17 protein-coding genes and 2 pseudogenes are annotated in these 24,768 nt (G+C 59.1%); 17 read left to right on the top strand and 2 right to left on the bottom strand.

The annotated features are described in order from the left end of the window. Positions 1-582 precede the first annotated feature (582 nt). The 7 genes and pseudogenes from tssB (at position 583) to M3I54_RS16865 (ending at position 8,873) form a co-directional block, all read left to right on the top strand. Positions 583-1,098: a type VI secretion system contractile sheath small subunit gene (gene tssB, locus M3I54_RS16895; protein ID WP_254337793.1), complete on the top strand. Its 516-nt coding sequence runs from the start codon at positions 583-585 to the stop codon at positions 1,096-1,098. A gap of 70 nt (positions 1,099-1,168) precedes the next feature. Further along, positions 1,169-2,718 (top strand): annotated as a pseudogene (gene tssC / locus M3I54_RS16890) (type VI secretion system contractile sheath large subunit). A 190-nt stretch (positions 2,719-2,908) separates the two neighbouring features. Next, positions 2,909-3,370, top strand: a complete 462-nt coding sequence (yiaA, locus tag M3I54_RS16885; protein WP_254337791.1) for an inner membrane protein YiaA — start codon at positions 2,909-2,911, stop codon at positions 3,368-3,370. 133 nt (positions 3,371-3,503) lie between these two features. Further along, positions 3,504-4,952: a type VI secretion system Vgr family protein gene (locus M3I54_RS16880; RefSeq protein ID WP_254337789.1), complete on the top strand. Its 1,449-nt coding sequence runs from the start codon at positions 3,504-3,506 to the stop codon at positions 4,950-4,952. Next, positions 4,949-6,004, top strand: coding sequence for a type VI secretion system Vgr family protein (locus tag M3I54_RS16875; RefSeq protein ID WP_254337787.1), 1,056 nt, complete (start codon positions 4,949-4,951; stop codon positions 6,002-6,004). The genes M3I54_RS16880 and M3I54_RS16875 overlap by 4 nt, the downstream gene beginning before the upstream one ends. Then, complete coding sequence (locus tag M3I54_RS16870; protein WP_254337785.1) at positions 6,004-7,761, top strand: triacylglycerol lipase; 1,758 nt, start codon at positions 6,004-6,006, stop codon at positions 7,759-7,761. Before M3I54_RS16875 ends, M3I54_RS16870 begins: the two co-directional genes overlap by 1 nt. Before the next feature lie 83 nt (positions 7,762-7,844). Continuing rightward, complete coding sequence (locus tag M3I54_RS16865; protein WP_254337783.1) at positions 7,845-8,873, top strand: T6SS immunity protein Tli4 family protein; 1,029 nt, start codon at positions 7,845-7,847, stop codon at positions 8,871-8,873. A 2-nt stretch (positions 8,874-8,875) separates the two neighbouring features. Here the strand turns inward: M3I54_RS16865 and M3I54_RS16860 are convergent, their stop codons facing one another. After that, the gene (locus tag M3I54_RS16860) at positions 8,876-9,154 is read right to left on the bottom strand and encodes a hypothetical protein (protein ID WP_254337781.1); all 279 of its coding nucleotides are present in this window, start codon (positions 9,152-9,154) and stop codon (positions 8,876-8,878) included. Between the two features lie 627 nt (positions 9,155-9,781). On the opposite strand from M3I54_RS16860, the gene M3I54_RS16855 reads away from it, so the two are divergent. The 10 genes from M3I54_RS16855 to M3I54_RS16810 all read left to right on the top strand — a co-directional run bounded on the left by M3I54_RS16855 (position 9,782) and on the right by M3I54_RS16810 (position 23,659). Then, on the top strand, positions 9,782-10,033 hold the full coding sequence (locus M3I54_RS16855; RefSeq protein ID WP_254337779.1) for a PAAR domain-containing protein: 252 nt from the start codon (positions 9,782-9,784) through the stop codon (positions 10,031-10,033). 72 nt (positions 10,034-10,105) lie between these two features. Beyond that, the gene (locus tag M3I54_RS16850; RefSeq protein WP_254337777.1) at positions 10,106-11,260 is read left to right on the top strand and encodes a hypothetical protein; all 1,155 of its coding nucleotides are present in this window, start codon (positions 10,106-10,108) and stop codon (positions 11,258-11,260) included. Positions 11,261-11,262: 2 nt separating this feature from the next. Beyond that, the gene (locus M3I54_RS16845) at positions 11,263-14,829 is read left to right on the top strand and encodes an ImcF-related family protein (RefSeq protein WP_254337775.1); all 3,567 of its coding nucleotides are present in this window, start codon (positions 11,263-11,265) and stop codon (positions 14,827-14,829) included. 2 nt (positions 14,830-14,831) lie between these two features. Continuing rightward, positions 14,832-16,421 carry a type VI secretion system protein TssA gene (tssA, locus tag M3I54_RS16840; RefSeq protein ID WP_254337970.1) on the top strand — a complete coding sequence of 530 codons (1,590 nt, stop codon included), beginning with the start codon at positions 14,832-14,834 and terminating at the stop codon, positions 16,419-16,421. A gap of 22 nt (positions 16,422-16,443) precedes the next feature. Continuing rightward, complete coding sequence (gene tssF, locus M3I54_RS16835; RefSeq protein WP_254337773.1) at positions 16,444-18,222, top strand: type VI secretion system baseplate subunit TssF; 1,779 nt, start codon at positions 16,444-16,446, stop codon at positions 18,220-18,222. Further along, the gene (tssG, locus tag M3I54_RS16830; RefSeq protein WP_254337771.1) at positions 18,186-19,301 is read left to right on the top strand and encodes a type VI secretion system baseplate subunit TssG; all 1,116 of its coding nucleotides are present in this window, start codon (positions 18,186-18,188) and stop codon (positions 19,299-19,301) included. Before tssF ends, tssG begins: the two co-directional genes overlap by 37 nt. Before the next feature lie 20 nt (positions 19,302-19,321). Then, a complete protein-coding gene (locus tag M3I54_RS16825; RefSeq protein WP_254337769.1) occupies positions 19,322-19,765 on the top strand; it encodes a DUF3304 domain-containing protein in 444 nt (147 codons plus the stop codon). A 23-nt stretch (positions 19,766-19,788) separates the two neighbouring features. Then, positions 19,789-21,162 (top strand): DUF2235 domain-containing protein, encoded by a 1,374-nt coding sequence (locus tag M3I54_RS16820; protein WP_254337767.1) that lies wholly within the window; start codon positions 19,789-19,791, stop codon positions 21,160-21,162. A 79-nt stretch (positions 21,163-21,241) separates the two neighbouring features. Continuing rightward, positions 21,242-21,775 carry a type VI secretion system lipoprotein TssJ gene (tssJ, locus tag M3I54_RS16815; RefSeq protein ID WP_375542155.1) on the top strand — a complete coding sequence of 178 codons (534 nt, stop codon included), beginning with the start codon at positions 21,242-21,244 and terminating at the stop codon, positions 21,773-21,775. A 261-nt stretch (positions 21,776-22,036) separates the two neighbouring features. Next, complete coding sequence (locus tag M3I54_RS16810) at positions 22,037-23,659, top strand: hypothetical protein (RefSeq protein ID WP_254337763.1); 1,623 nt, start codon at positions 22,037-22,039, stop codon at positions 23,657-23,659. A gap of 56 nt (positions 23,660-23,715) precedes the next feature. Here the strand turns inward: M3I54_RS16810 and M3I54_RS16805 are convergent. Next, a pseudogene (locus M3I54_RS16805) lies at positions 23,716-24,404 on the bottom strand (ISNCY family transposase); the annotation flags it as partial. Between the last annotated feature and the right edge of the window lie 364 nt (positions 24,405-24,768).

Genomic DNA, 24,768 nt, shown 5'->3' with positions numbered 1-24,768 from the left:
ACATCGGGTATCGGATTGTAACCACAATTAATTACACATCGTCCAGCAAACAATCCATAACGATCACTCAACACGTTTCAATCAAGAAAAAGGAAGAACATTCAAGCCGTCTATCTGATAGTTGTTCACATATTTAACAATTTCCGTACGAAATGCGTATCCAGAAATTGATGAATCGAGCAATTCGCCCTGAAAATGCGGCGAATTCTGATGGATGTCAACGGCTCCCGGTGTTTTCAGTTCATGCTCGCTTGCGAGGAGCAATTACGGTCAGCGACAATCACACGCAATTACGTCGCTAGCAAGAGCGTGTCATTGCGACGCGTCTGAATTTCACATTTATTCACAATCTAAAAAATCCTCCTGCGTAATTCGGATTGACGAAAAGCGGTTTACCCGGTTTACTTCCAAACCGACACGATGGGTGAAAAACACCGTTCGCTCTCACAATGAGGGAATGCACCTGAATAGGAGTCCTGCCGGAATAAGGCCGCACTGGCTGCAAACCCCGGAGGCGCCTACGGTGATAGTCAGCTGATACGGGAAACGGGACACCCGAGTCACCAATTTTTGGGGAATGGCATGGCAGACAACTATCAGAGAGAAATTCCGTCAAGCAGAATTAACATCTCCGTTGATCTGCACACGGGTGGCGCGCAGAAGAAGGTCGAACTGCCTCTGAAACTGCTTGTGGCGGGGGACTTCAGTGCCGACAAGGCGGCAGGAGGGTTGGGTGAGCGCAAGAAAGTCTCGATCAACAAGAATAATTTTGACAGCGTCCTGGCGGACTTCAATCCGGAGCTGAAGATCGCTGCGGAAAACACGCTGGCTGGCGATGGCATTGAACTCCCGGTCTCGTTGAACTTCCGTGCGATGAAGGATTTTGAGCCGGAACAGGTTGCCCGTCAAATTCCGGAACTGCAGGCCATGCTTGCGATGCGCAATCTGCTGCGTGATTTGAAAAGTAACCTTTTGGATAAAGGCACTTTCCGCCGCGAGTTCGAGAAGGTCCTGAAGGATTCGACATTGTCGGCACGCCTGCGCGAAGAACTGTCGCAGATCGCGACCGCGGCAATGCACCCTGAAGGTCATGCCTGAGACAAAGGCCAAACGGGCCTTCACCGCATCACGAATCTCTATGGCCGCAGATCGGCCGACAGGACATCACATGGCACACAACGAATCCCAGCGGACGGGAACACGCGAAAGCGTCGTGCTGCACGCCCACGAAGCGGACCACAACAGCGTTTATCAGGCGCTGTGCGAAAAGATCAATCTTCAACCGGTCAGCGAAGCACGACCGCTCGAGGCTTTCCAGAACAGCGACCTGCTCTCCGAATCGTCTGCGAGCGAGCGTATCGCGCGCGGCATGAGCGCGTTCCTCGAACTGGTAGGCAACAGCAGCAAGCCCGTCGAGCGACTGGACAAGTCGCTGCTCGATTTTCATATCGGGCAGCTTGACGAGCAGATCAGCCGGCAACTCGACGCTGTTATGCATCACCCCGAGTTCCAGCGGCTCGAGTCGCGCTGGCGTGGCGTGAAGTTCAACGTCGATCGCATCGATTTTCGCCGCAATGTACGCGTCGAAATGCTCGATCTGTCAAAGGAAGACCTCCTGCGCGACTTTGAGGACTGCGCCGAAATAATCCAGAGTGGCCTTTACCGCCACACCTATATCGACGAGTACGACGCGCCGGGCGGTCAGCCTATCAGTGCGATGATCGCCGATTACGACTTCACGAACTCGCCGCAGGATATCGCGCTCCTTCGCAACATCTCGAAGGTGGCGGCCGCCGCGCATATGCCGTTCATCGGCTGTGTTAGTCCGGCGTTCTTCGGCAAGAAGACGATGGAAGAGGTGGCCGCCATCCAGGATATCGGTAACTACTTTGATCGCGCCGAGTACATCAAGTGGAAGAGCTTCCGCGATACGGACGATGCACGCTATATCGGCCTGACGATGCCGCGTGTGCTCGGCCGTCTGCCGTATGGCCCGGACACAACACCGGTGCGCAGCTTCAACTATCAGGAAGACGTCATGGGCCCGAACCACGAGAAGTACCTGTGGGTCAACGCGTCGTTCGCGTTCTCCGCGAATATGGCCCGCAGCTTCATGGACAACGGCTGGTGTGTCCAGGTGCGTGGTCCGCAGGCAGGTGGCAAGGTCGAAGACTTGCCGGTTCATCTGTATGACCTCGGTACGGGCGTACAGCCGAAGATCCCGACCGAAGTGCTGATTCCCGAGACGCGTGAGTTCGAGTTTGCCAACCTCGGCTTCATTCCGCTGTCGTTCTACAAGAATCACGACTATGCGTGCTTTTTCTCGGCCAATTCGGCCCAGAAGCCTGCGCTGTACGAGACCAGGGAGGCGACGGCCAACAGTCGCATCAATGCGCGTCTGCCGTATATCTTCCTGCTTTCGCGTATTGCGCACTACCTGAAGCTCATCCAGCGCGAGAACATCGGCACGACAAAGGACCGGCGTGTGCTGGAGCTCGAGCTGAACAACTGGATCAAGGGGCTCGTGACCGAGATGAAGGACCTCGGTGACGAGCTTCAGGCTTCGCACCCGCTGCGCGAGGCCAAGGTCACGGTCGAGGATATTGAGGACAACCCGGGCTTCTTCCGCGTCAAGCTATACGTCATCCCGCACTTCCAGATCGAGGCATGGACATCGGCCTGTCGATGGTGTCGCAGATGCCCAAGGCCAAGAACTGAGTGGGTCATCTTGAGGAACGGGTCGCTCCAGCCGCGCCCCGTTCCTCCTTCGCTGTAGGCCGCGCGCCCATAAGTCACGTGGTCTACGTCCATAGGTTGAAGGACCTGACGACGGCTGGACCAGGGCGAAATAAAAGAGGGCGTTTGCCGATAGAGGCCGCCCATCAATTGCAGAAAAGGAACTGGATCAATGTCACACATACAAGGCTATCGCCGCCCCTCATTTGCCTTTATCGCAGCGTCCTGGTGCGCATTGTTCGCGGGTGTCATTGCGTACCTGCTTGGACTTTGGAACGCCGGTATGCAGCTAAATGAAAAGGGCTACTACTTCGCCGTACTGGTGTTGACGCTCTATGCGGCAGTTTCCCTGCAGAAAAGCGTTCGCGACCGACTGGAGGGCGTCCCGGTGACTGGCCTCTATTACGGTATTACGTGGGCTGCGTTGCTGACGGGGATTGCCCTGCTTTGCATCGGACTGTTCAACGCGTCGTTCACGCTCAGCGAAAAGGGGTTCTACGGAATGTCGTTCGCTCTGAGCGCCTTCGCGGCCATCGCCGTACAGAAGAACACGCGGGATCTGGATGCGGCGAAATCGGCTACAGCGCCTGACTTTTCTGTTGAGACGCGAGACAGGGACATTTCCGCTGCCTGAGTCTTGTGCGGATGCGAGTGGTACGTAGCGTCGGAAGACATCTCATACCACGCGTTATGTTTGTCCACCCTGACGTCCGGTCAGGACTTCTGATCTGGACGTTTTGCGGAAGGTTTCCCGAGGAGCGAGGGAGATGGGTGTCAACGAAGCGATCGGAGCCCTGAGAAGGGATGGCCTGCAGGCCTATCATCTTGAGGTCACCGGCAGCAAGTCCGCGCCGGGGTTCGATGTCGTCGATTTTACAGGTGTGGAGGAGGCGGGTGCACCGACCCACTTCAAGATAAAGCTGACTCACCGGGTCGCTGATCTGCCTGTAGACGACATCTTGACGAAGACGGCTGTCTTTTCCATCCTGCCGCCCACCCTGGCCGGCGCGGCGCTGCCTGCTGGCCCTGGCCGACAGTTTCAGGGTGTCATTACACAGTTTAACCAGCTTTCCAGTAGCAGGGACGAGACAACCTACGAGGCCGTGCTCGAGTCGCGTATCGCGCTGCTGAGAAACATCAAACGCTGCCGCATCTTCCTAGGGCAGACCGATCCCGAAATCATCGAGCAGATATTCCGCGAGCAGGGGTTCGGCGCCGGCACAAGTGACTTTGAATTCACGCTCCGTCGTGAGTATCCGAAGCGCGACTTCGTGATGCAATGGAACGAGACGGACCTCGAGTTTTTTACCCGTCTCGCGCGCCGTTCAGGAATCTGGTTTGTGGTTCGCCAAGGCGAATATGGCGAAGTGACGCACTTCGGCGATGATTTCACGCACTACGAGCGCAGCGACACATTCGTCGCGCCCTTCAGGCCAGCCTCTGGTCTTGAAAGCACAGGTGCCGAGTCGGTCGAGACGTTCGAGACCCGCACGAAGACGATCGCCCAGGCGGTCACTGTACGCCACTACAACCACCGCAAGGCGCCGCAGCCCATTGATGGGGAAGCCAACGCCGCGCCGGACGACAAGACCACGTGGGGTACGCCTGACGTCTGGGCAGCCGGACACCTGAGTGACGATCAGGCTGAGTGGGAAGCCCAGTTGCGGCATGAAGCGCTGCTGTGCGAAAAGATCGTCTATACGGGCGAGGGTAACGTGCTGTGTGTCGCGCCCGGCCGCGTTTTCCGCTTTACCAACCGGACGCTGCCCGAGGCCGAGTACGGTCAATTGATCACGCGCGTTGAACACAGTGGGTCGCGCGACAAGACCTACCACAACACCTATACGGCGATCCCGTCACACCTGATCTACCGTATGCCCCTGCTTGAAGAGACGTGGCCCAAAATCCACGGCACCATCAGCGGACGTATTACATCCCCGAACCGATACAAATATAGCTACGTCAACAAGGACGGCCACTATATGGTCTCGTTCGACTTTGACCGCGAAGAGCGTACGGGCGGGTTGACGAGTTGCTGGATGCGTATCGCGAAGTCCTTTGCTGGTCCCAGGACCACCGGTACTCATTTCCCGGCGCTAGACGGCTCGGGCGTCGAAGTCGGCTTTGAGAACGGCAATCCGGATTTTCCGTTTATCGCTCACGTGATGCACGACAGCGTGAATCCGGATGTATCACGAGCGACGATCGCTGGATGACGCGCAACGTTATTCACACGCAGTCGAATAATACCGTTCAGCTCGAAGACTTTGAAGGGGAGGAGCACATTAAGATTGCAACCGAGGGCGGTGGCAAGAGCCAGTTGACTCTCGGGAACATCGTCAATTCTAGCCGCGAGAAGCGAGGTAGCGGAGCGGAGCTGCGCAGTGATGACCATGTAGCAGTGCGCGGCGGTAAAGGCGTGTTGATCTCTGCTGACGAACAGTCGCGGGCCAGCGGACAGCAACTTGACATGCAGCCCGCACAGACACTTTTGGAGCAGGCATTGGCGCAACTTCAGGCGTTGACCGATGCAGCGGTGGCATCGCAAGCCTACGGCGCCGAGGTTACGCGACAGAAAGCACTACTCGACGATACGTTGAAGGACCTTAAGAAGGCCGGCGTGCTTCTCAGTGCCCCGGCCGGCATGGGGTTCGTGTCCGGAAATGATCTTCAGGCCAGCGCTGGTGGCAATCTGTTTGCTACCGCGGGTGGTAATGCGGACTTTGGTGTATTGAAGAAATTCACTGTGGCCGCGGGTCAGGCGATATCCCTCTTTGCCCAGAAGCTGGGTGTAAAGATCTTCGCTGCCAAGGGCAAGGTCGAAATGGAGGCGCAGGGCGACGGAATGTCCCTCTCTGCGCTGAAAGACGTCACGATTACCAGTGTCGACGGAAAACTCATCCTTACTGCCGCAAAGGAGGTCTGGATTGGGGCTGGTGGATCGTATATCCGGATCAGTGGCGAGCGCATTGAAAATGGCACCTCCGGAGACATTCTTGAAAAATGTGCCTATTGGGGCAAACGCGGGGCGCAAACGCTGTCGATTGCCGCGAACGGCTGGAATGGCACTCCCTTTAATGAACGCTTCCGTGTCCAGTTGCCCAACGGCGAAGCAGCCAAGAACAGGGCGTATATCCTGACCCGCGCCGATGGTGGCGAAATTCACGGTGTCACGGACGCGCAAGGCCTGATCAACCTGCAGCAGGGCGTATCCGTGGAAGGTCTGCGCGTACGCTTTCCTGATTTATCCAACGGAGGCAGCGCGTAATGAGTGAAGTCGATCAAACCCGGTACGCGCCGGGAAACGTTAGTGCCGATGGTGGGCATGAATTCAGCTGGCAGTTGACCGCTGCTCATATTACCGACCCGGTTATCCTGGAATTACCACCGGACCACGTCCTGCCGGTGATCTTTGTACCGGGAATCATGGGATCGAATCTGCGGAGTAAAGCTCGCGGCACCCCTGTATGGCGGCTCGATAGCACTGGGGGAATACCTACGACGCTTTTGCGTGACATGTTGACAAAGAGTACCGGCGATCGACAGAAAGTATTGGATCCTGCTGGAGTTGAGGTGGACCCCGACGGGGCCGTACCGACGCAACCCGCAGGGTCGATTTACGAGACAAAATCGTACGTGTCTCGTGGCTGGGGGGAGGTTGGCGAGACGTCGTACAGTAGCTTTCTGGTTTGGCTGGAGCAGGTTCTGAATGGTCAGGGATTCAATCCGGCAAGGTGGCAGCAGTTTTCATACGTTGCCATGTCCGCGACTCCTGTGCCTGGTCAATCACGGGACGTGCAGCCGTTGACATCGGGTATTCGCATGTCGATGCCGCAGGCTGAAGGGTGGTCGACTCTGGCTGAAAAAGGCACCGCAGATTTGTTTTCAGACGACCTGATTGCACGCGCACGATTCAGGATGCCGGTCTATGCATTTGGCTACAACTGGCTTGACAGTAACAAAGCGGCCGCAGATTTGTTGCGTAAGCGAATCCATTTCGTCATTGATGAGAATAATCGGGGCAAGTCGCGCTGTTCGCAGGTCGTGCTGGTCACGCATTCGATGGGCGGACTGGTGGCGCGAGCCTGCCAGAAGCTTGAAGGGATGCAGGAGACGATCGCTGGCATTGTTCACGGTGTGATGCCCGCTGTCGGCGCGGCCGTCGCATATCGTCGGTGCAAGATCGGTATGGCCGACGAGATTCAACCGTCCTGGTTGCATCCGAAAGACAAACTCGCTGCCCAGCTGGGGGCTCGCACGATCGGGTACACAGGGCCGGACGTTACGGCGGTTTTCGCGCAGGCGCCGGGAGCACTGCAGCTATTGCCGACAGACCAGTATCGTGCGGGCTGGCTGACCATAGACGGGCCTTCCGGGAAAACAGTAGGTAACGCTGAACCGGGTTCGGGTAATCCGTATCAGGATATCTACCTGCGACAGGACCGTTGGTGGGGGTTGGCGCGTAAGGAATGGCTAAGCCCGGAAGGCGGAAACAATCTCACGTGGTCGGATTTTGAGAAAAATGTTGGTAAGGCCCGTGATTTTCACGATGGCATTCGAGACTCTTATCATGCCAATACCTATGTTTTTTATGGAAAGGACAGAAAAGTTCCAAGTTTCGAGGGCGTGCATTGGAAAATTAAACGCGGCATGGTTGCACCCGACGCAAAGGCGCCACCTACGCCCGAAGATGTAAGGAATATGGGCTTTGGTGGCGTACGCGATGACGGGAGGAATCCGCTTCATGTTGGTGGCGGTTTGACTGTGACACCCGGCCTCAATGGTGCCACTGTCATGGATACGAGTTACTGGGATCTTGTCTGTGCCGCGCAGGACGGCGGAGGCGACGGTACTGTGCCGGTCAGTTCGGGGGCTTTTCCCCTTCGTAGCGGTGCGGCATCGATTCAGCAGCAGTTCGGTTTGCCTGGGATCAAGCACGAGCCGGCCTATCAAAACCATACTGCGCAACTCGTCGCATTGTATGCACTGCAAAAGATCGCTTCGAAAACCAAGGTCGACACATGAGGCAACGAACGTTCCGTGCAGTTGTAACCGTTGCAATCGTCGCATTGTTGGCGGGATGCGGTCCCAGTGAGAAGGAAAAAAAAGTGATCGAGAACCTGACTTCGAACATGAAATCTATTTGTGTCGGTAGATTTTTGATGAATGCCCCACAAGATGCAAGAATTGTTGGAGATGTCAAGCTGTACTTCGGTCTTGATAAAAGCTTCAAGACCGTTGATGTATCGATCGAATCGCTTGACAGTACCGTGGCAACATTGGGAACCGCGATGGATGCGGAAGCGTTAGAGATCGACAGGGGCGACAAGAACTGGAAGACCAAAAAATCCAATCTGCTCGACTATCGTGTGGTCGACGACCACACGATCTACCTCAGGCAGCAGGACGGAGGAGAAAGCGCAGCTGCCAGCAAACACGAATTGCATTTGCTCGTGGGAAAGACACAACTCGCGCTTACCGCGACCTCGTACGAAGGCGTCGATGGAGCGGGCCGCTTTGAGCCGGGTGGAAGGGTTGAGACGCCTGAGCAGGTAGCAGCGCGATTGTTCAGGATCGCCAGCGAAATCCGCCCGTATGAGACGGCAGAGAAGGCGGGCCCGGGTTACTGTCTTGGGCCGGTTGTCGTTGACAGCGGTCAGGACGAGGAAGAAGGAAATACCTATATGTTCCTTGACCGGTATCCTGACTTTCACTTTTCGATCTATAACAAGGGGCTCACGCCCGACCCTTCGGATTACCTCACGCAGCGGGTGAAGGACGCATCCGGCCTGCCGCAAGTTCATACGTTTCGGAATCGGGATATTACGCTAGGCGGCATTAAGGCGCACGAGTGGCTGGGGCGATTGACGGACCACGATCATGGCGACATTACGTTACTCACGTTTGTGGCGGAGTCGATGCGTCGTGATCCAGCAATGGTGCGACCTCACATGAATATCAATCTCGATGCAGGTGGGCAACTGGTTAGGGGGCCGAAGGAGAACATAGGGAAATATATCAGTTCTTCCCTTACGCCCAAGGAGGCAATGGGTTTGTGGGACGCCATGATCCCTTCAATCCGGCTCAGACCCGATGCCATGCGGCAGAAGGGAGACGGAAGCATGACATCTCGTTGATCTTAAGCAATGAATGGCAGCCGAGTAATTATTGTGCCCGCCACCTCCGGAGCTTTCCCGCTTCGCTCAGGCGGTGCATCGATCCTGCGGGAGTTCGGACCGATGCGGATCGCGGCGTGAGGTGCGAAAACATATCCTGGGTAAAACAACGGAGTTGATGCCTTGACAAAATCGGTACTCGCGATACTGGTCTCCTGCACATTCTTGATGGCTTGCGTGTTCCAGCGCGAAGCTGAACAAGCTTCCTCGACGTTGCAGACAGCTTCCGCTTCGAGCGTCATTGCATCAGGCGTCGCATCGTCGTTTGTGCTTTCTGATCCGGTGACTTGCGAACACGCCGTACTACATCGTCTTTCACGATCGGAGGATTGTTCGGGTGGCACCTGATGACACCGCACTTAGCGACCGTGCAGCCGCGGGAGTGTCAGACGCCAGAGGCAGAACCAGCACGATCTGGCTCGATGCTCCCGACAGTGGAGACCATGTTCTGGTGGAACGAATTGGCAACGGTGAGTATGGAGATTTATTTGTCATTAAATCGTCACTTGGGACCAACTTGGAAGATCAACGCCGGTATGAAATCCGAGGCTGCGCCTCTCAAGATACGTACCGTGGAATCCTTAATAGGCAGGGGTATACGGTCTACTTCGCCTCCGATACTCCTTGTCAGATAAGGGTTCGCGTAAGCGACCAATAATGTGCAAAGAGCGGAATTCAATGCAAATTTCGAATAACGGATGTCCTAATTTCTGCTGGGAACCGGGAAGGATTGAGATTGTCCGGACACGTCACCATACGCGCTTGGACGGACGTAATCGAACCGAATCGCAGAATCGAAGTCAGCCTCAATGCCATGCGGCCAATGGGAAGCGGCATTTTTGAGTTGCAATAACAACGGACAATCGAATATGGACTTCATACGACTTTGTGATTCCACCGACCACGGTGGAAAAGTAATCAGCGCGTCTTCGACAATGGACTACGACGGGCTGAGAGTCGCCCGTAAGGGCGACGAAGTGACCTGCCCGAAGCATCCCGATATCCGTCCCAACCGGATCATCGACGGGGATGAATCGATGACAGACGACGATGGCATACCGCTCGCCCGTCACGGGTACCGGGCGATGTGCGGCTGCCGACTGATTTCAAGCCTGAGTTGATACTTCCCGATGCCGGTTGAGTTACCTCCTCCGATTGACGATGACTCGAAGCCATCACTACCGAATCCCCTTTTGTGGGGCATCCTGGTGGCTTTGATTGTCGCTGGTGGCGTTGCGTTGGCGCTCGTTACGTGGCCCAAGGGCGCGCCGACCAATACCACCTGGTTCTGGGTTCGCGTGCTCCTCCTCCCTTCAGTGGCAGGTGGAATCGCCTATGGGTTTCGGCTCCTTTATTGGGAGCAGGAAACGGACCGTACTGAGGCGGAGCGAGACACACGAAACGCAGATCACGATGAGGCTCTGCGCTTTGCTCGCGAACCCCTGTCGATCATTGACCATCGCTATCTCTGCGCCGTTGGAAGCGCGAGCGCCATCGTTAGTCGTCGAGGTGCGCTTGAGGCGCGCAAACCCTCGAACGGCCGAAGTGCCGTTCGCCATACAGCATTGGTGGAGATCGGGGGGATTCCGTGTGATCGATATCGATCATGCTTTGCTGAACTCCTGAAGCAGCTCAAAGTGGCATTGGAATCCCTTCCCGATCAAGCACCTTTCGGTGTGTATCTCCAGTTCCCCGTGGAATTAAACCGCAACGAAATGGAAGACGTCTGGCACCAATGCTGGCAATCCGCTGGCTACGAAAGCGCTCGATGCGAGCTGTTCAGCATGGATAGAGGCGTAATGGACCTCGATACATGGCTCGACGTTCTGGGTGGACCGTCGCTGGAACGGATCGCTCTTGTTGTCGCTGCGCAGTTGCGAGAGACGCCGGTTGAAAACAGTGCGGAGGCGGCTGTCGCGATTCTGCTCGGCTGGGCGCCACTTGTCGAACGCAGTGGCTTGTCGTCTCTTGGCATGTTGCATCGTCCGGTAGAGGTCGCCGACGACTTCAATAAGGGCCTCTCCACGGCATTGATGTGGGGCGGTACCGAGGCTTCGGAGATCGCAGACGTCTGGCAGGCCGGGATTGCGGCCGCCGATCGGTCAGCGTTGTTGCAGGCGTCATCGGATCTGTCCATGGCGGTTTCCGAATCGGAGAAGTTTTCTGGTATTCACGATATCGATGCAGCGATCGGCGATGCGGGTGTCGCCGCGTCGTGGCTCGCGATTGCCGTTGCAGCCGAACATGCGTCCCAGACTGATGCTCCCCAGCTGGTGATGAGCCGACAGGGGACCCTGCAATTCGCTGTTATTCAGCCAACCCCCAAGCTCGAAGAGACAAGGCAATAAGAATGGCCGCTCGAAAGATATCTGCCTATTGGCTCGTTGTCGGATTAGCGACGGCGGGCCTGGCTGTCACTGCCTGGTTCAAAGGGGCGTCGATACATCCGTCGCCGGCGGTGCGGGTACTCGCGATACTGCTTGCAGGTGCCATCCTGCTTCTCGGGCGTGGTTTACTCGCATTGGCGTGGAAGTGGCTTTCGAGGCTGGCGCCGACCCGTAGTGCTGATCGCTACACGCGCGATGCCGCCGCCCGGATGACTTCGGCGGGAGACGATGACTGGCAATCAAAGATCGCTCATGAATTGCGGGCTATTTATGGCTGGCGTTGGCGTTATCACTTGCCCTGGGTACTTGTAACGGGCGACGACGAACTGATTGCGAAGCAATTGCCTTCCGTAACCAAAGGGCATTGGTTTGCGACAGAAGATATGGTTCTGTTGTGGGCGCCACGCGGAAGCAATGGACTACCTGAGGAAACGTGGCTACGCAAACTCTACAAACTCAGGCGGTGCCCACCGGTCGACGCCGTTGCACTTGTCGTCGATGGTAAAAGCGACGAGGCCGCGTTGAAGCGACAAGCATCCGCGCTTGGATCGCTGTTCTACCGAATTGCTCACGCACTGTATCTGGCGCCGCCGGTCTATATCGTTGCTGATTCCGGGATCAATGCGCTAGATGCAGAGGTAAACAATCCGATTGGATGTTCCCTCCCGCGGAAGCACGACGGGGCGGTGACATCGAACGCGCTGCGTACACTCGCAGATCGTCTCGCCCGCGTGGGAACCAGTAGCCTTGCCCGGGATAGACAACATCGTTACCTCGCTGCTCTTTCAAAACGACTGGAGAAGCAATACAGGTCGATATCTGACTTCGCGGCAGCCTTGTCGACCTCGGTTCGAGTGCCGCTCGAGGTGCGCGGTATATGGTTCTTGCCTGCTTCCGAAGCTCCGATGACGACAACTCGGGAGGCCGTCGCTTTGCATTCCATCTGGAATGAGATCGGCAAGGCATGCGGCAGAGTGTGTGGTCGCCGCGTAGGCTGGCATCCGAGCAAGATTGGCGCGACATTCGTAACTGCCTTTGCCATCCTCTGGATTGCTGGCATGTTCGTTTCTGGCGGTTCCAATACGCGCGAACTCGTCTATGCAAACCAGCTGGCTCGACAGCAGGCTTCGGCGTCCGATGGTCGCTCGGGGCTCCATGCACTGCTTGATGTCCAGCACGATATCGAACGCTTCGAATATCGTGCGTCGGCAGGCGCGCCGTGGTATTCGCGCTTCGGCCTGAACCGCGACAAGGCGATTCTTACGGGCCTTTGGCAGGCCTACACCTCAGCAAGTCGACGTCTGCTCGTCTCACCGACGCAGCAGGGACTCGAATCGTCCCTGGCAAATGTCGCCGCGATGCGTACGGATGTTTCGGACGAGGCAACGAGCAAGCAGGCGCTCGCCGGGCACAAGACCCTTCGCGCCTACCTGATGCTGGCAGGACCGAAGCGCGCCGACGCGAAGGTGATGGTCCCTGAGCTCACGTGGAACTGGATCACGAACGCCAGCCTGACCGTTGGTGAACGGCAGGACCTGGCTCACCAGTTTTTCCCGTTCTTTGCACAGCATCTCGGGGCTCACCCTGAATGGGCGATCCAGCCCCGCACAGATCTCGTGAACAACACGCGACAGGTGCTGCTCGCGCTGATTGGCACGAGCAACTCGACGGATACGATCTATCACTCGATCCTCGACGCGGCGACTGGTAAGTACGGCGACCAGACACTGGCCACGCTGCTCGCCGGCACCGATGCACGCGGACTGTTCCGCACGGGCGCCACGGTGCCGGGCGTCTACACGCGGCAGGCATGGGATGGCCAGATCTCGCAAGCCATAGACGAAGCAGCCCAACGCCAGAACGTGACGTCCGACTGGGTGCTGAACGCATCTGCAAGTACACAGCCAGCGCAGTCGGTCGATGCGCTTCGCAAGGCACTGCGCGACATGTACTTCGACGAATACGGCAGACAGTGGCAGGCGTTCGCCAATTCGATCCAGTGGGTGAGTGCGCCCACGTTGCCCGCGATCGCTGAGCAGATCCGCCTCTTTGCCGATTCCCGCCAGTCGCCGATGATCGCGCTGATGAAGGCATTCGAATATCAGGGCCGGGCAGGTGAGAACATCACGTCTCTCTCCGATACGCTCGTCGCAAAAGCCCAAAGCCTGATGGGGGGCCGTGCCTACGCTGGAGCAGTGGAAGGCGCCGCGCAGGCCGTCATTCCGGCGGCACCGCTCGATGCGTCCTTCGGGCCTGTGCTCCGGCTCGTGAGCGCCGCCCAGCCGCAAGGCAAGGCTGCTGACTCGAACGTCAGCCTGCAGCGTTACCTCGACGCAGTGACCACGCTGCGCCTGAAGATCGAGGCCATGACCAATAGCGGCAGTATGGATGACCAGGCGAAGCGGGTCGCACAGGCACAATTCCAGGGCAAGAGTTCCGAACTGTCCGACACCCGCACCTATGCAAGCCTGGTTGCAGCAAGCCTTGGCGAACAGTGGTCCGGCCTTGGTGACGCGCTCTTCCTGCGTCCTGTCGACCAGGCAATGCAGGCGGTCATGCAACCGGCTCAGGCGAGCCTGAACGACGCATGGCGGCAGAGCATTGTCGAGCCGTGGGCGCGCGCATTCCAGGGCCGCTATCCGTTCGCATCAAGCGATGACGACGCATCCTTTCCGGAGCTCGTGCGTTTCCTGCGCGACCAGACCGGCCTCGTTCCCGCGTTCATCAACCAGCAGCTCGCCGGTGCGCTCGAGCTGCACGGCGATCGCTGGGTACCCGGCAGTGCAGGTGCGGGACTGCGGTTCGATCCGGCCTTCCTGAAGGCGATCAATGTGCTGCAGGGCATTGCGTCACACATGCTGGCTTCGGGTGCCGCGCAGTATCGCTTCGACCTGATGCCGCAACCGGCTGCCGATGTAACGGAAACGCAGCTTACCGTCGACGGGCAGACGATGAAATACCTGAACTCGGCCGATCGCTGGCAACCGTTCGTGTGGCCGGGCAATGACCTGCTCGTGACCGGTACGCGCCTCGAGTGGCAGACCGTGCAGTCGGGACTCAACAAGGGCTTCGAAAAGCAGGGGCGCTGGGCTTTCGTGCGCATGCTGGCGTCGGCTAATGTCGAGCCGCTCTCGGATACGCGATACAAGCTGACGTGGATCGCCACACCCGGACCGGTGCCAACCACTGTCGCAGCCGCCGCAGTTGCGTCGAGTCCGGTCGCGGCCTCAGCGCCCACGATGGCGAGCGATCCGACAACACTGACGACAAAGGCGCCTGAGACTGCGGTGCCGAAGAACGTGACGCACCCGCTCACCTATGTGATGCGCACCGATGCAGGCAGGGGCCCACTGGAGCTGCTTGCCCTGCGCGGCTTCTCTATGCCCACGAGAATCTTCGCGCCGGCAGCCGCGCCGGGCGCGGGTGCGATGAAGAACGCGGGGCCGCCGCCTCTGCCAGCGTCGGCCGTCGCGGCCGCCCGTCACGCGCCAATTTCACTTCCCCATGGCGCTGTTCCGGACACCGAATGAGCATGTTCGCAAATTTCATCGAGCAGCTCTTCGGCGCGCGCAACCCGGACGAACTCGCACGCGAGCGGTTCAGCGCATGGGAAGCGTGGCTCAAACCCCTGCCGTCCGCGGACGGGAAGGGCGTGGGCCGCGACCCCGGATACGACGACGCCTTCATTGCGGTCAAGGAAGAGATCGGCAAGCTTTCCGAAATCGACGACAAGCTGATCGTCCAGAACTGCCAGCAGATGATCTGCGAGGTCGGCAAGGATCTGCGCCTCGCGGGCTATTACGTGTTCGCACGGGTTCGCCAGGAGGGTGCGGCAGGTCTTTCCGATGGCCTCGAACTCATCGCAGCACTCGTCGACCGCTTCGGCCATGCCCTGCTGCCGGCCCGCGACGAAGCGAAGCGCTCGGCGATCGAATGGGTGGCGACGGCACGCGTGCTGGAACAGCTCGACCGCCACGGCGAGTTCGCGCCCGCGGAGCTCGAGCGGGCCATGGCGGCGCTGAACCTGCTGATCGGCAAAACCGCAGAATGGCCTGAGACGGCCCACCCGAACCTCCAGGCGCTGGTTTCCCGTTTCGAAGGCGGCGAAGACGTCCTGCGGCCGGTGACGGAAAGCTCAACGGCAATGCCGGGCGGATCGGGCTCGCTCTCCGCTGGCGTCACGGCGATTGCCTCGACGCGCGACGCGCTCGAGTACACCCGCGTGCTGGCGAAATATCTGCGCGATGAGGAACATGGCTATCTGCCAGCGGCGCGTCTCGTGCGCTGCATGCGCTGGGATACCGTTCATGAGGTACCGCCGGCCGATCCTAAAGGGCACACGCGTCTTGCTCCGCCACGGGCTGAACTGCGGCAGCAGTTCAAACGGCTCGTCCTGCAGAAGCAGTGGCTGGAGCTGCTCGAGCGCGTCGAAGGCGCCTATATGGAAGGCGACAACCACCTGTGGCTGGACCTGCAGTACTACCAGCAAGTCGCGCTCGATCACGCCGGATCGCCATACACGGAATGGCGGGACATCCTGAAGACCGACTTTGCACTTTTTCTCGAGCGCATGCCAGGCGTCCAGCGGCTCGCCTTCAATGACGGCACGCCGTTCGCTGACGATGCGACGCTCGAATGGATCGCAGGTAATGCGGTCGTGCGCAATCTTGACCAGGGCGAGGCGCTCGCCGCGTTGCCGGTATCGACCGACGGCGAAGATGGCGCTGTCGCAAACTGGCAGGAAATGGAGATACAGGCACGCGAGCTCGCACAGTCGCAGGGCATTGAGGCGGCCTTTGCGTGGATTGACGCGCTGCCCGGGATCCGCACCGACCGCCAGCGCTATCTGCAGCGCTGGGTCATGGCGCGCGTCGCGGACCATGCCGGCCGGCCGGACATCTGTCTTCGCCTGCTGGCCGAGCTGGATGCCGGAGGTCCGCAGTTCAGGCTCGCCGGATGGGAGCCATCGCTGACGTTCGAGGTCAAGCACCACCTGCTCAAGACGCTCAAGGCATCCATGAATCGCAAGGATGCCGACAAACCGGCAATCACCCGCCAGATCGAAAAGCTCGGCCATGAAATGACCGTTCTCGATCCCGCTCGGGCCGTCGCCGTTCTGTAAAAAGATACCCAGGAAAAATTGCATGGACGACGATTCCACGCTGCGCTATTACGAATCCGAGATGCGCTATCTGACCGAAGCCGGTCGGGAGTTCGCGAAAGCCAATCCGGACCGCGCACGGATGCTCAATCTCGATCGCGTGGGCGAGCGCGACCCCTACGTCGAACGGCTGTTCGAAGGTTTCGCGTTTCTGGTCGGGCGCCTGCGCCAGAAACTCGATGACGAACTGCCGGAGATCACCGAGGCATTGGTGAGCCTGCTCTGGCCACACTATCTGCGCACACTCCCGTCGCTCTCCATCCTCGAGCTCGTTCCCGACTTCGGCACGTTGCAGAAGCGCGAAACGATTCCAGCAGATATCGAGGTGCGCTCCGACCCGATCGGTCCGGAAGGCACCCGCTGCACTTACCGGACGACCTGGCCGGTGGATCTGCTACCGCTGCAGCTGAAGTCGGCCAGTGCCGGATCGCGTGAAGACGGACGCTCGACCATTCGCCTGACGTTCCAGATCGAGGCCCAGTCGCGGCAAAACACCCTCAGTGTTCCGCATCTGCGGCTGTACCTGAACGCCGACCGACCGGTGGCCACGGCCCTGCATCTCGCGCTGACCCGTCATGTCGACGACATCCTGTTGCGCCTTCCGTCCGTGCGCGATGGCGAACCGCGTTCGCTGCCGGACGCGTACTTCGCGACGGCCGGATTCGGTGCCGACGAGCGCCTGTGGCCCAAGGCCGATAATTCCTTTGGCGGCTACCAGCTGCTCCTCGAATATTTCAGCTTCCCGGAGAAGTTCCTTTTCCTTGACCTCCACGGCATCGATCTCGCCGCGCTCGCGCCGAGTGTGACCGAATTCGAGGTCGAGGTGGTGCTGAACCAGACCTATCCGTCCGATCTGCGTTTTTCGGAAAAGAACATCCGGTTGTTCTGCACGCCGATCATCAACCTGTTCCGCATGGATGCGGAGCCGATCCGCGTCGATCATCACGCGACGTCCTATGTCGTGCGGCCGCGACTACGCCATGGCGAGCACGTCGAAACGTACTCGGTTGATGCGGTGGACGCACACGACCATGCAACGGGCGACCGCGTCGAATACGTGCCGTTCTCGAGCTTCAGGCACCGCGGCGGCATGCTCCAGCACGAGGCTCCTGAGCGCTACTACCATACGCGCGTCCAGCAGGGCGTGAAGGGGCTCTACGAAACGTGGCTGGTGCTCGGCGGCCAGGCGTGGGAAAACGCCGAGGCGCTGCCGCGCGAAACGCTGTCGCTGCGCGTCACCGGCACGAACGGCATGCTGCCCCGCAAGGGCCTGCGTGACGCCGGCATCAACGAGATGGGCAAGGGGATCTCGAACGTCGCACGCGTTCGCAATCTCGTTTCGCCTACGCTGCCACTGCATCCGCCCAAGGGCGACCGCTATCAATGGCGCATTCTTTCCCATCTCGCCCCAAACTACCTGTCGCAGCTCGACGCGGAAATCCTGCGTGGCACGCTCGCGCTGTATGACTGGACCAACGGCGAGATGAACCGTCGACGCCTCGACGGCATCCAGAAGGTCACCCGCAAGGGCCAGCGCAAGGTCATGCAGGGCGCCGTGGAGCGGGGCACGCAGATCGAGGTAACGCTCGACAGCCACGCGTTTGCCGGCGAGGGTGACATGATGCTCTTCGGCGAGATGCTGCACCGCTTTTTTGAACTCTATGCCGATGTGAATCACTTCACGCAGCTCGTGATCATCAGCCTCCCCACCCAGGAGCGTATCGAGTGGCCGGCCAGCAAGTCGGACAGGTCGCCGCTATGAGCGGGATGGATGCCATGCGGGTCCGCCGGCCAAAGCTCGCGCCGTTTGTGCGCGCGCTGCTGTCCTCGGCGCCGCAGATGAATGTGTTCCAGCTGCTGCGCCTGCTCGAACTGCAGACGCCCGATAAACCCGGCTTCGGTACGCAGGACACACCGGAGCACGAGCCCGTGCGCTTCCAGCCGCGCGCGCGGGTCGGGTTCCCGGGGTCCGAAGTCGCGGGCGTGGCGTTCGATGAGGAGGATGAGGACGCACCGCCGTCGGTGCAGACCACTTTCCTTGGCCTCTATGGCGTGGATGCGGCGATGCCGCCGCACCTGATCGACGACATCGTGCTGCGCAAGGAAGGGCACGAGAAGGTGACGGCCTTTCTCGACATCTTCAACCATCGCATCGTCACGCTGCTCTATCGCGCCTGGCTCAAGTATCACTATCCGGTCAATTTCCGCCCGGGCGGTACCGATGAAATCTCGAAGTACCTCCTGTCTCTCGCCGGATTGGGTATTGGCGACCCGGCCGGCAAAGCCGGCCTGGCACCGTCGCGGCTTCTGGCGCTGGTTGGGCTCTTCATGCAGCGTACGCGCCCGGCAGAGGGCGTGAAGGGCGTCGTGAGCCACCTGCTTGATGGGGCAAGTGTCACGGTGCGCGAGTTCTACCCGCAGTGGACGCCAGCAGGGCAGCAGCAGGGGCTGACCGCGAGGCCGCGTGGCCGCCGGGGCAACGGCCCAGCCCTGAGCGGACTCGGTGATGGCCACGTCCTGGGTTCCCGTGTGCTCGACCGCTCGCAGGCGATTCTCGTGACGATCCGGCCGCTCGATACGACACAGGCGCATGCGCTACTACCGGGCGAGGTGCTCCATGAGGATCTGATGCGTCTGGTGGGCCTCTATCTTGGCAACAAGGCCGACGCGCTATTGCGCATGGAAATTCCTGCAACCGCTGCGCCCACCCTTGCCCTGACGGGAGGCGCTGCGCCATCCGGCGTGCATCGGCCACGTCTGGCTTGGACCGCACTACTGACGCCTGCCGAAAACCAAACAGTAACAATCAATCTCGGTCGCTACAACTCGCTCAATCTGTGACGAATAAGAAGGATGCCAAAATGTATCGCTTGATCAAAATTATTGCATTTTTCGTAGTTCTCGCGCTGTCGAGCGCGTTGCTTATCCATCGCAATGCGGTAGCCGATGACACCATGGGACTCGACGTCGTAGGCTACAACCATACCGATCACGATATCGGTGGCTTTTCAGTTAACGGGGAAGCTGGCTCCTATCTTGGCAAGCATGAGCAGGGAGGCTTTGCCTGTTGCGCCGCTCTCCCGGCGAAATACGCCACCGGTATGACTGTCACAGTGAGATGGACCGATGAATACAACAAAAACCCCCAAAGTCGTACTGTCACTGTCCCGCCTTTCGGACCTAAGGACACAGGTGTTTTTGCCGTGCATTTTCTGCGGAATGGCGAGATAAAAGTTTTCGTCACAGATCTCGTTTATATAACTAACCCTGACTACCCGCTGAAAGGCGACGAAGCCAGAATGTAGAAGAAATAACAAGGACGATGAAAATGTCTTGCACGCTCACGATTCCGGATCCGCTTCCAGAAGATGGCTATCGCAAGCTTTCACCACGCGAATTGGCGCAAAGATCTGCCGCAATGGATTGCATACACAAGCAGGAGGCCGGGCATTGCCAAGGCCAAGTCTATACCACCATTTTTTTTGATGGGACAGGAAATAATCAAGATTGGGTCGAGCCGAAAGCCACCGGAAATCAGAGGGATCGAAGCAAACACAGTAATGTCGCCCGGCTTTTTAACGCCGTGATTCCTGATGCTGAGAGCGGATTATTTCCATGGTACATCACCGGCGTGGGTACTCCGATGAAGGAAATCGGCGACAACAATCAGAGTGGAAATACGCTAGGTTTGGGTGCGGGCTACATGGGTGCAGACCGCATTAATTGGGGCATCACGCGCATATTTAACTCGATACATGCGTATGCCACAGACGGACATGTGTTGCTCACCGATGATGCTGCTAAGCAACTCGTCAACTCCATCAGTTCTAGTTCTAGCTCGGGCTCTAATTCGAGCGGCATGATGAGGCAAGCCCTCGCCCCCTCAGTCGGTCTAGGGGCCGAATTAGGAAGAATGATGGCGAACATCGCTATGGAAAAGCAACGCCGTATCGCAGCTCTGCGTCAATGGGAGGACAAACTGGTAGCTGTGTTGAAAAGCAACCAGAGCAAGCGCAAGGTAACCTCTGTCAACGGGCCTGCACAGAAGGACGCATTCGAGATTCCGGTCAAGTTGCTCTCAGATTATAAGGCGTACTGGAACGAATGCCACATCGCCTCGAGCTCATCAGGCAAGGACGGCGTGATGAACATGATTCATCAGCACACGCGTCAATACCTGCAGTGGCGTAAAGCCTTGCCGACGAAAGTAGATCTGCAATATCGCGACATCTATATTTCGGCAGAAGAACCCGACAGAGGCCAACTGAAAGAGGCGCAGGATGATCTGGTTGAGCAGGTAAATGCAATTCGCACCAGCTTGCAATCCCCGCTTAAGACGCTAGGTACCGAAGCCATGCTTGGTATTCTCTCACCCGCCACGGCAGCAAAGTTCGCATGGGAACATCGTCCGACAAGCGACGAGACCCGCGAACTCTTCTCGGCTGCAACCGAAAATTCCGACGTGCCCAAAGGAGTGCAAAATCTTTTCAACCGCTATTTGCACGACTCGCGCGCTGGATTCCGTCTTCCAACGAATATGGAGCCGCAGGACATCACCGGTGGTTACCTGCGTTATCGGAACGTATATCGGAATAGCCACGAGCAGACAGTTGCCTCTACATCGCACGACAGTACAGCGTCTTTGACCGCCGAAGTTCCGAAAAGCTCGATGGCCGGCACTGGGGAAGGGGCCACCGTGTGAATGGCATTCGTCTCTATTGCAGGCATGTTGGATAGCCATTCCACTGCGACTCACTGAACCCATGAATCACGGAGGAACCGTGCGGATATTTCCTGTAGTGGCCACAGCGGGCCTGTGCCTCATCCTGTCGGCGTGCGGCGCGTGGCAATCCGTGTCGGACGGCACCGCGAGCGCGTACAACGCGGTGTTTCACAAGACGGTCAAGACGCTCAACGTGGACCTCAGCGCGCGGTCATCGCTGAACAGTACCTCGGGCAACCAGCCGTTCTCGGTTGCCGTGCGCATCTATCAGCTCAAGGACCGCAAAGGGTTTGACGCCGCGTCGTACGACGATCTGCTGAATGACGACCGTTCGGTGCTGGCCCAGGACCTCCAGGACATGGCCAGCGTCATCGTGGCGCCGGGAGGTGCGGTGAATGTCACCCAACCGATGAAGGCCGACACGCAGTACGTTGCGGTGGTGGCGTTCTTCCGTGACGCGAGGGGCCGCACAACCTGGCGTCATGTGTTCGCGAAGAAAAAGCTGTCGGCTGATGACCCGCTGAAGCTCGAACTCGTCGGCAACGATCTCGTTGCCGACGGCGACACACAGAAGACGCGACCTGCACAGTGAAAGTCGCGCGACTGTTCGCAACGCCTGACGAGTGGCACGGAATCTCCCGAATCCGCGACGAACTAACCAGAAAGGAAGCGCGAATATTGCCATCACGCGGCAAACCCATTGCCGGCAGACGAACGGCTCGCTGGTTTTCGCGTGAGCACTCATTCGCATGATCCTCGCGATCAATTTTCAGGCACTGAAGGCGGCGGCCTGATACGGACATGATACGTATCCGTAAATATAGGTCGATGAATGGACAGTGAGGTCAAAGGGATGAAGCAGCGTCTCAGGCTCGACAGAGGCAGGTCCGTTGCGTTCGGATCACCTCCCGAAAGCGGATGGGTTCAGGAGATGGCACTGCGCGGCCGTCACGATGGAACGGCCCACGCCATGCTGCTCAGCGCGCTGGTGGGCTCCTGGTCGAGGTGCGGTAGCCCCGTGCGTATCCAGGGCGTTTTTCCGGGCGTATCGGTCCTGATTGAGGCGCAACTTGCGAGCCGGCCATTGGAAATGGACGAGGTCAATGGCGTCGTGAGTGCTTTATGCGAAGCGATCTGGCCGCAGATGCGTGACTGGTGCATGATCGATCCGCTGCCCCAGGAGGCCGTACGCCTTGTCGTGCAGGATGTGGTGATTCATTGTGCATGGGATCAGTATGTCTCGTGGCTACCGGGTACCATGGACATCGTGGTCAAGGATGATCCCGCTGCCTCCGGCGCGGCTTCGGCCCGTGAGTGGGCCCTCAAGTCCCGGTTTTCCCCGCGCATTTCCCGGCCTGCTCCCGCGGGGCAGCGTCCGGCGGCAGCACCCGGTCCCCCCGGACGGACCCCGGTTGAGGAAGCGATCGGGCATGCGTTGCAGTGTCTGCTGCGCGCGTCGGCGCCGGAATTCATCAGCTTGCCGCCCCCAGTGCGTTACCGCGCCACGGGCGCGCTTGACGCCTGGCAGGCGGTCTGGCGCGCTTCCGGCCGGGAAGGGGCACAGTTTGCAGCCCGCTTGCGTGATCCCAGGTATGCGCCCCTGTCAATGTGTGCGGCATTGCCCGGCTTCATCGAAGCGCAGAGCCAGCTCGATCTGCGCTCGAGCGACGACGGACAGCTGGTGATGATGCTCGCGAACATGAACTGTCTGCAAGAGGTGTTCTGGCAGCGGCAGGGCGCGCTTTATGAACCGACTGCCGCGCTGCACCGGCTGATGGAGGTCAGTGACATCGGTCATGATGTGCCGCCCCGGTTGCTGCGACTGCCTGCGAAGGCATTGTGCATCATTCCCCCGTCGTGCGAGTGTAATCGTCCGGGCGGTTTGACTGCGCTCACCGTGTTTGAACATGCAGGTCTTCCTGACAAGGCAACCGCTGGCCGCAGGTTGACCGTGGCGGCCTGGCAGGCACCGACCACCAGTCTGCCCAGTGGCTCGTGGGTGGCGCACGACATGCATTGGGACGATGCATCGGCGACCATCAGTGGGATACAGGAGGCATCCCTGCGGGACTGGTCGATACCCGAAGAACGGATCGCGTTCTGGCGGCATGCGCTGGACTACCTGGTCAAGATGTTGCTGTACCTGTCGCTTGATCACGTGCCGATCGGGCAGGATCGGGCGTACAGCAGTGCGCCGCGTGAATTTGCAGGACTGGGCAAACGCAGGCGGCAGAAGCGGCTCGCGGAAATCGGGCGGCTCTATGACCGGTACATCGTGGGCCCTGGAGTCCTGGAGGAGCACAACGGCGAGCATGGTGGTGTTACCGGCACCGGCGCCGAGGTCCGGCCTCACTGGCGCCGGGGGCATTTCCGCATGCAGGTCCATGGTCCGGGTTTCGCACAGCGCAAACTGATTTTTGTGATGCCCATGCTCGTGCGCGCGGACCGGCTCGTTGGTGTAGCCGACGGAGGATAGATCATTGGACGCGCCTTGCCAGGCAAGCCGGCGACAGTGGCCCAGTACGCGCAGCGCCGTGAGACTGTCTGGAGCTGGCGCCCGGTCTTGCCGGCGCTGACGCTGCGGAACACGCTGGCCTTGTCGCTGTACAGCGACACCGGCTTCCCATGACGCTCCAGGTACGCGCGCGTGGCCTCGAAGTATCTGAACGTCGATTCCGTTGCCGTGAAGTGCAGGTGCATCAGGCGGCTCGTGGCATCGTCCACGTACACCAGCAGCGTGCAGTCCGGCGCGCGCGCCTCGAACCAGCGGTAGTCGCTGCCATCGATCTGGACCAGTTCGCCCAGGCACGCGCGGCGGGCCCGTGGCTGGTAGACCTTCGGCGGGCGCTGCGCGCGCGGAATCCACAGACCTGCATCGCGCATCCATCGACGTACGGTCTCCCTGGCCAGCGCAAACCCATGGCATTCAGCGAGCTTCTCACACGCCAGCGTCGGCCCGAAATCGGCGTAACGTTCCCGCACCAGCGCCATGGCCCGGGCCCGCAGATCAATGGACAGTTCCCGGTTACTCGGCCGCCCACGCCTGGCCGAGACCAGTCCAGCCGGCCCGCAAGCCTCATAGCGCCGGCACAGCCGGCTGATCTGCCGTGCAGCCGCTCAGCCGCCTGAAAACACCGCAGGCGGCCCTCAATGACCGCCTCGATGACCTTGACCCGCTCGAGTTCGCGCATGCTTGCCGTGATCAGCTCACGTCCGTTCATGGTTCGCCCCTGGTCGACGCCTCACGCGAGCGTGCGCATTAACTAGGACTAGCTCCTAATAGTCCAAGAATTCCGCCGCACCCCCAAACCCGACATTTCTATCTGGGACCTACACGCAATGTCAAAGCCATTTTCAGATGTCGGGGTCCCGGCTAAATACAGATGTCGGGGTTGAGGTTGGTTCTGGGTGTGGTTGTTTTGCAGTCCTTTATATCTATCTGGAGGGGGTTTTTAGCACCGAGCCTCCCGGATTGCGGTGAGTCCCCATTACCGCCGCATTCAAGTCCTCGAGCGTCACTTCGCGCTGCTTCCGTGTGCCAGGCAATGGTTTCGGTTTGCGTACCGCGGCGCCGCGATTGGTGCG

It is taken from the genome of Paraburkholderia sp. CNPSo 3274 (assembly GCF_024206475.1).
Lineage (GTDB): Bacteria > Pseudomonadota > Gammaproteobacteria > Burkholderiales > Burkholderiaceae > Paraburkholderia.
This window is presented reverse-complemented; position numbering and strand designations above follow the sequence as displayed.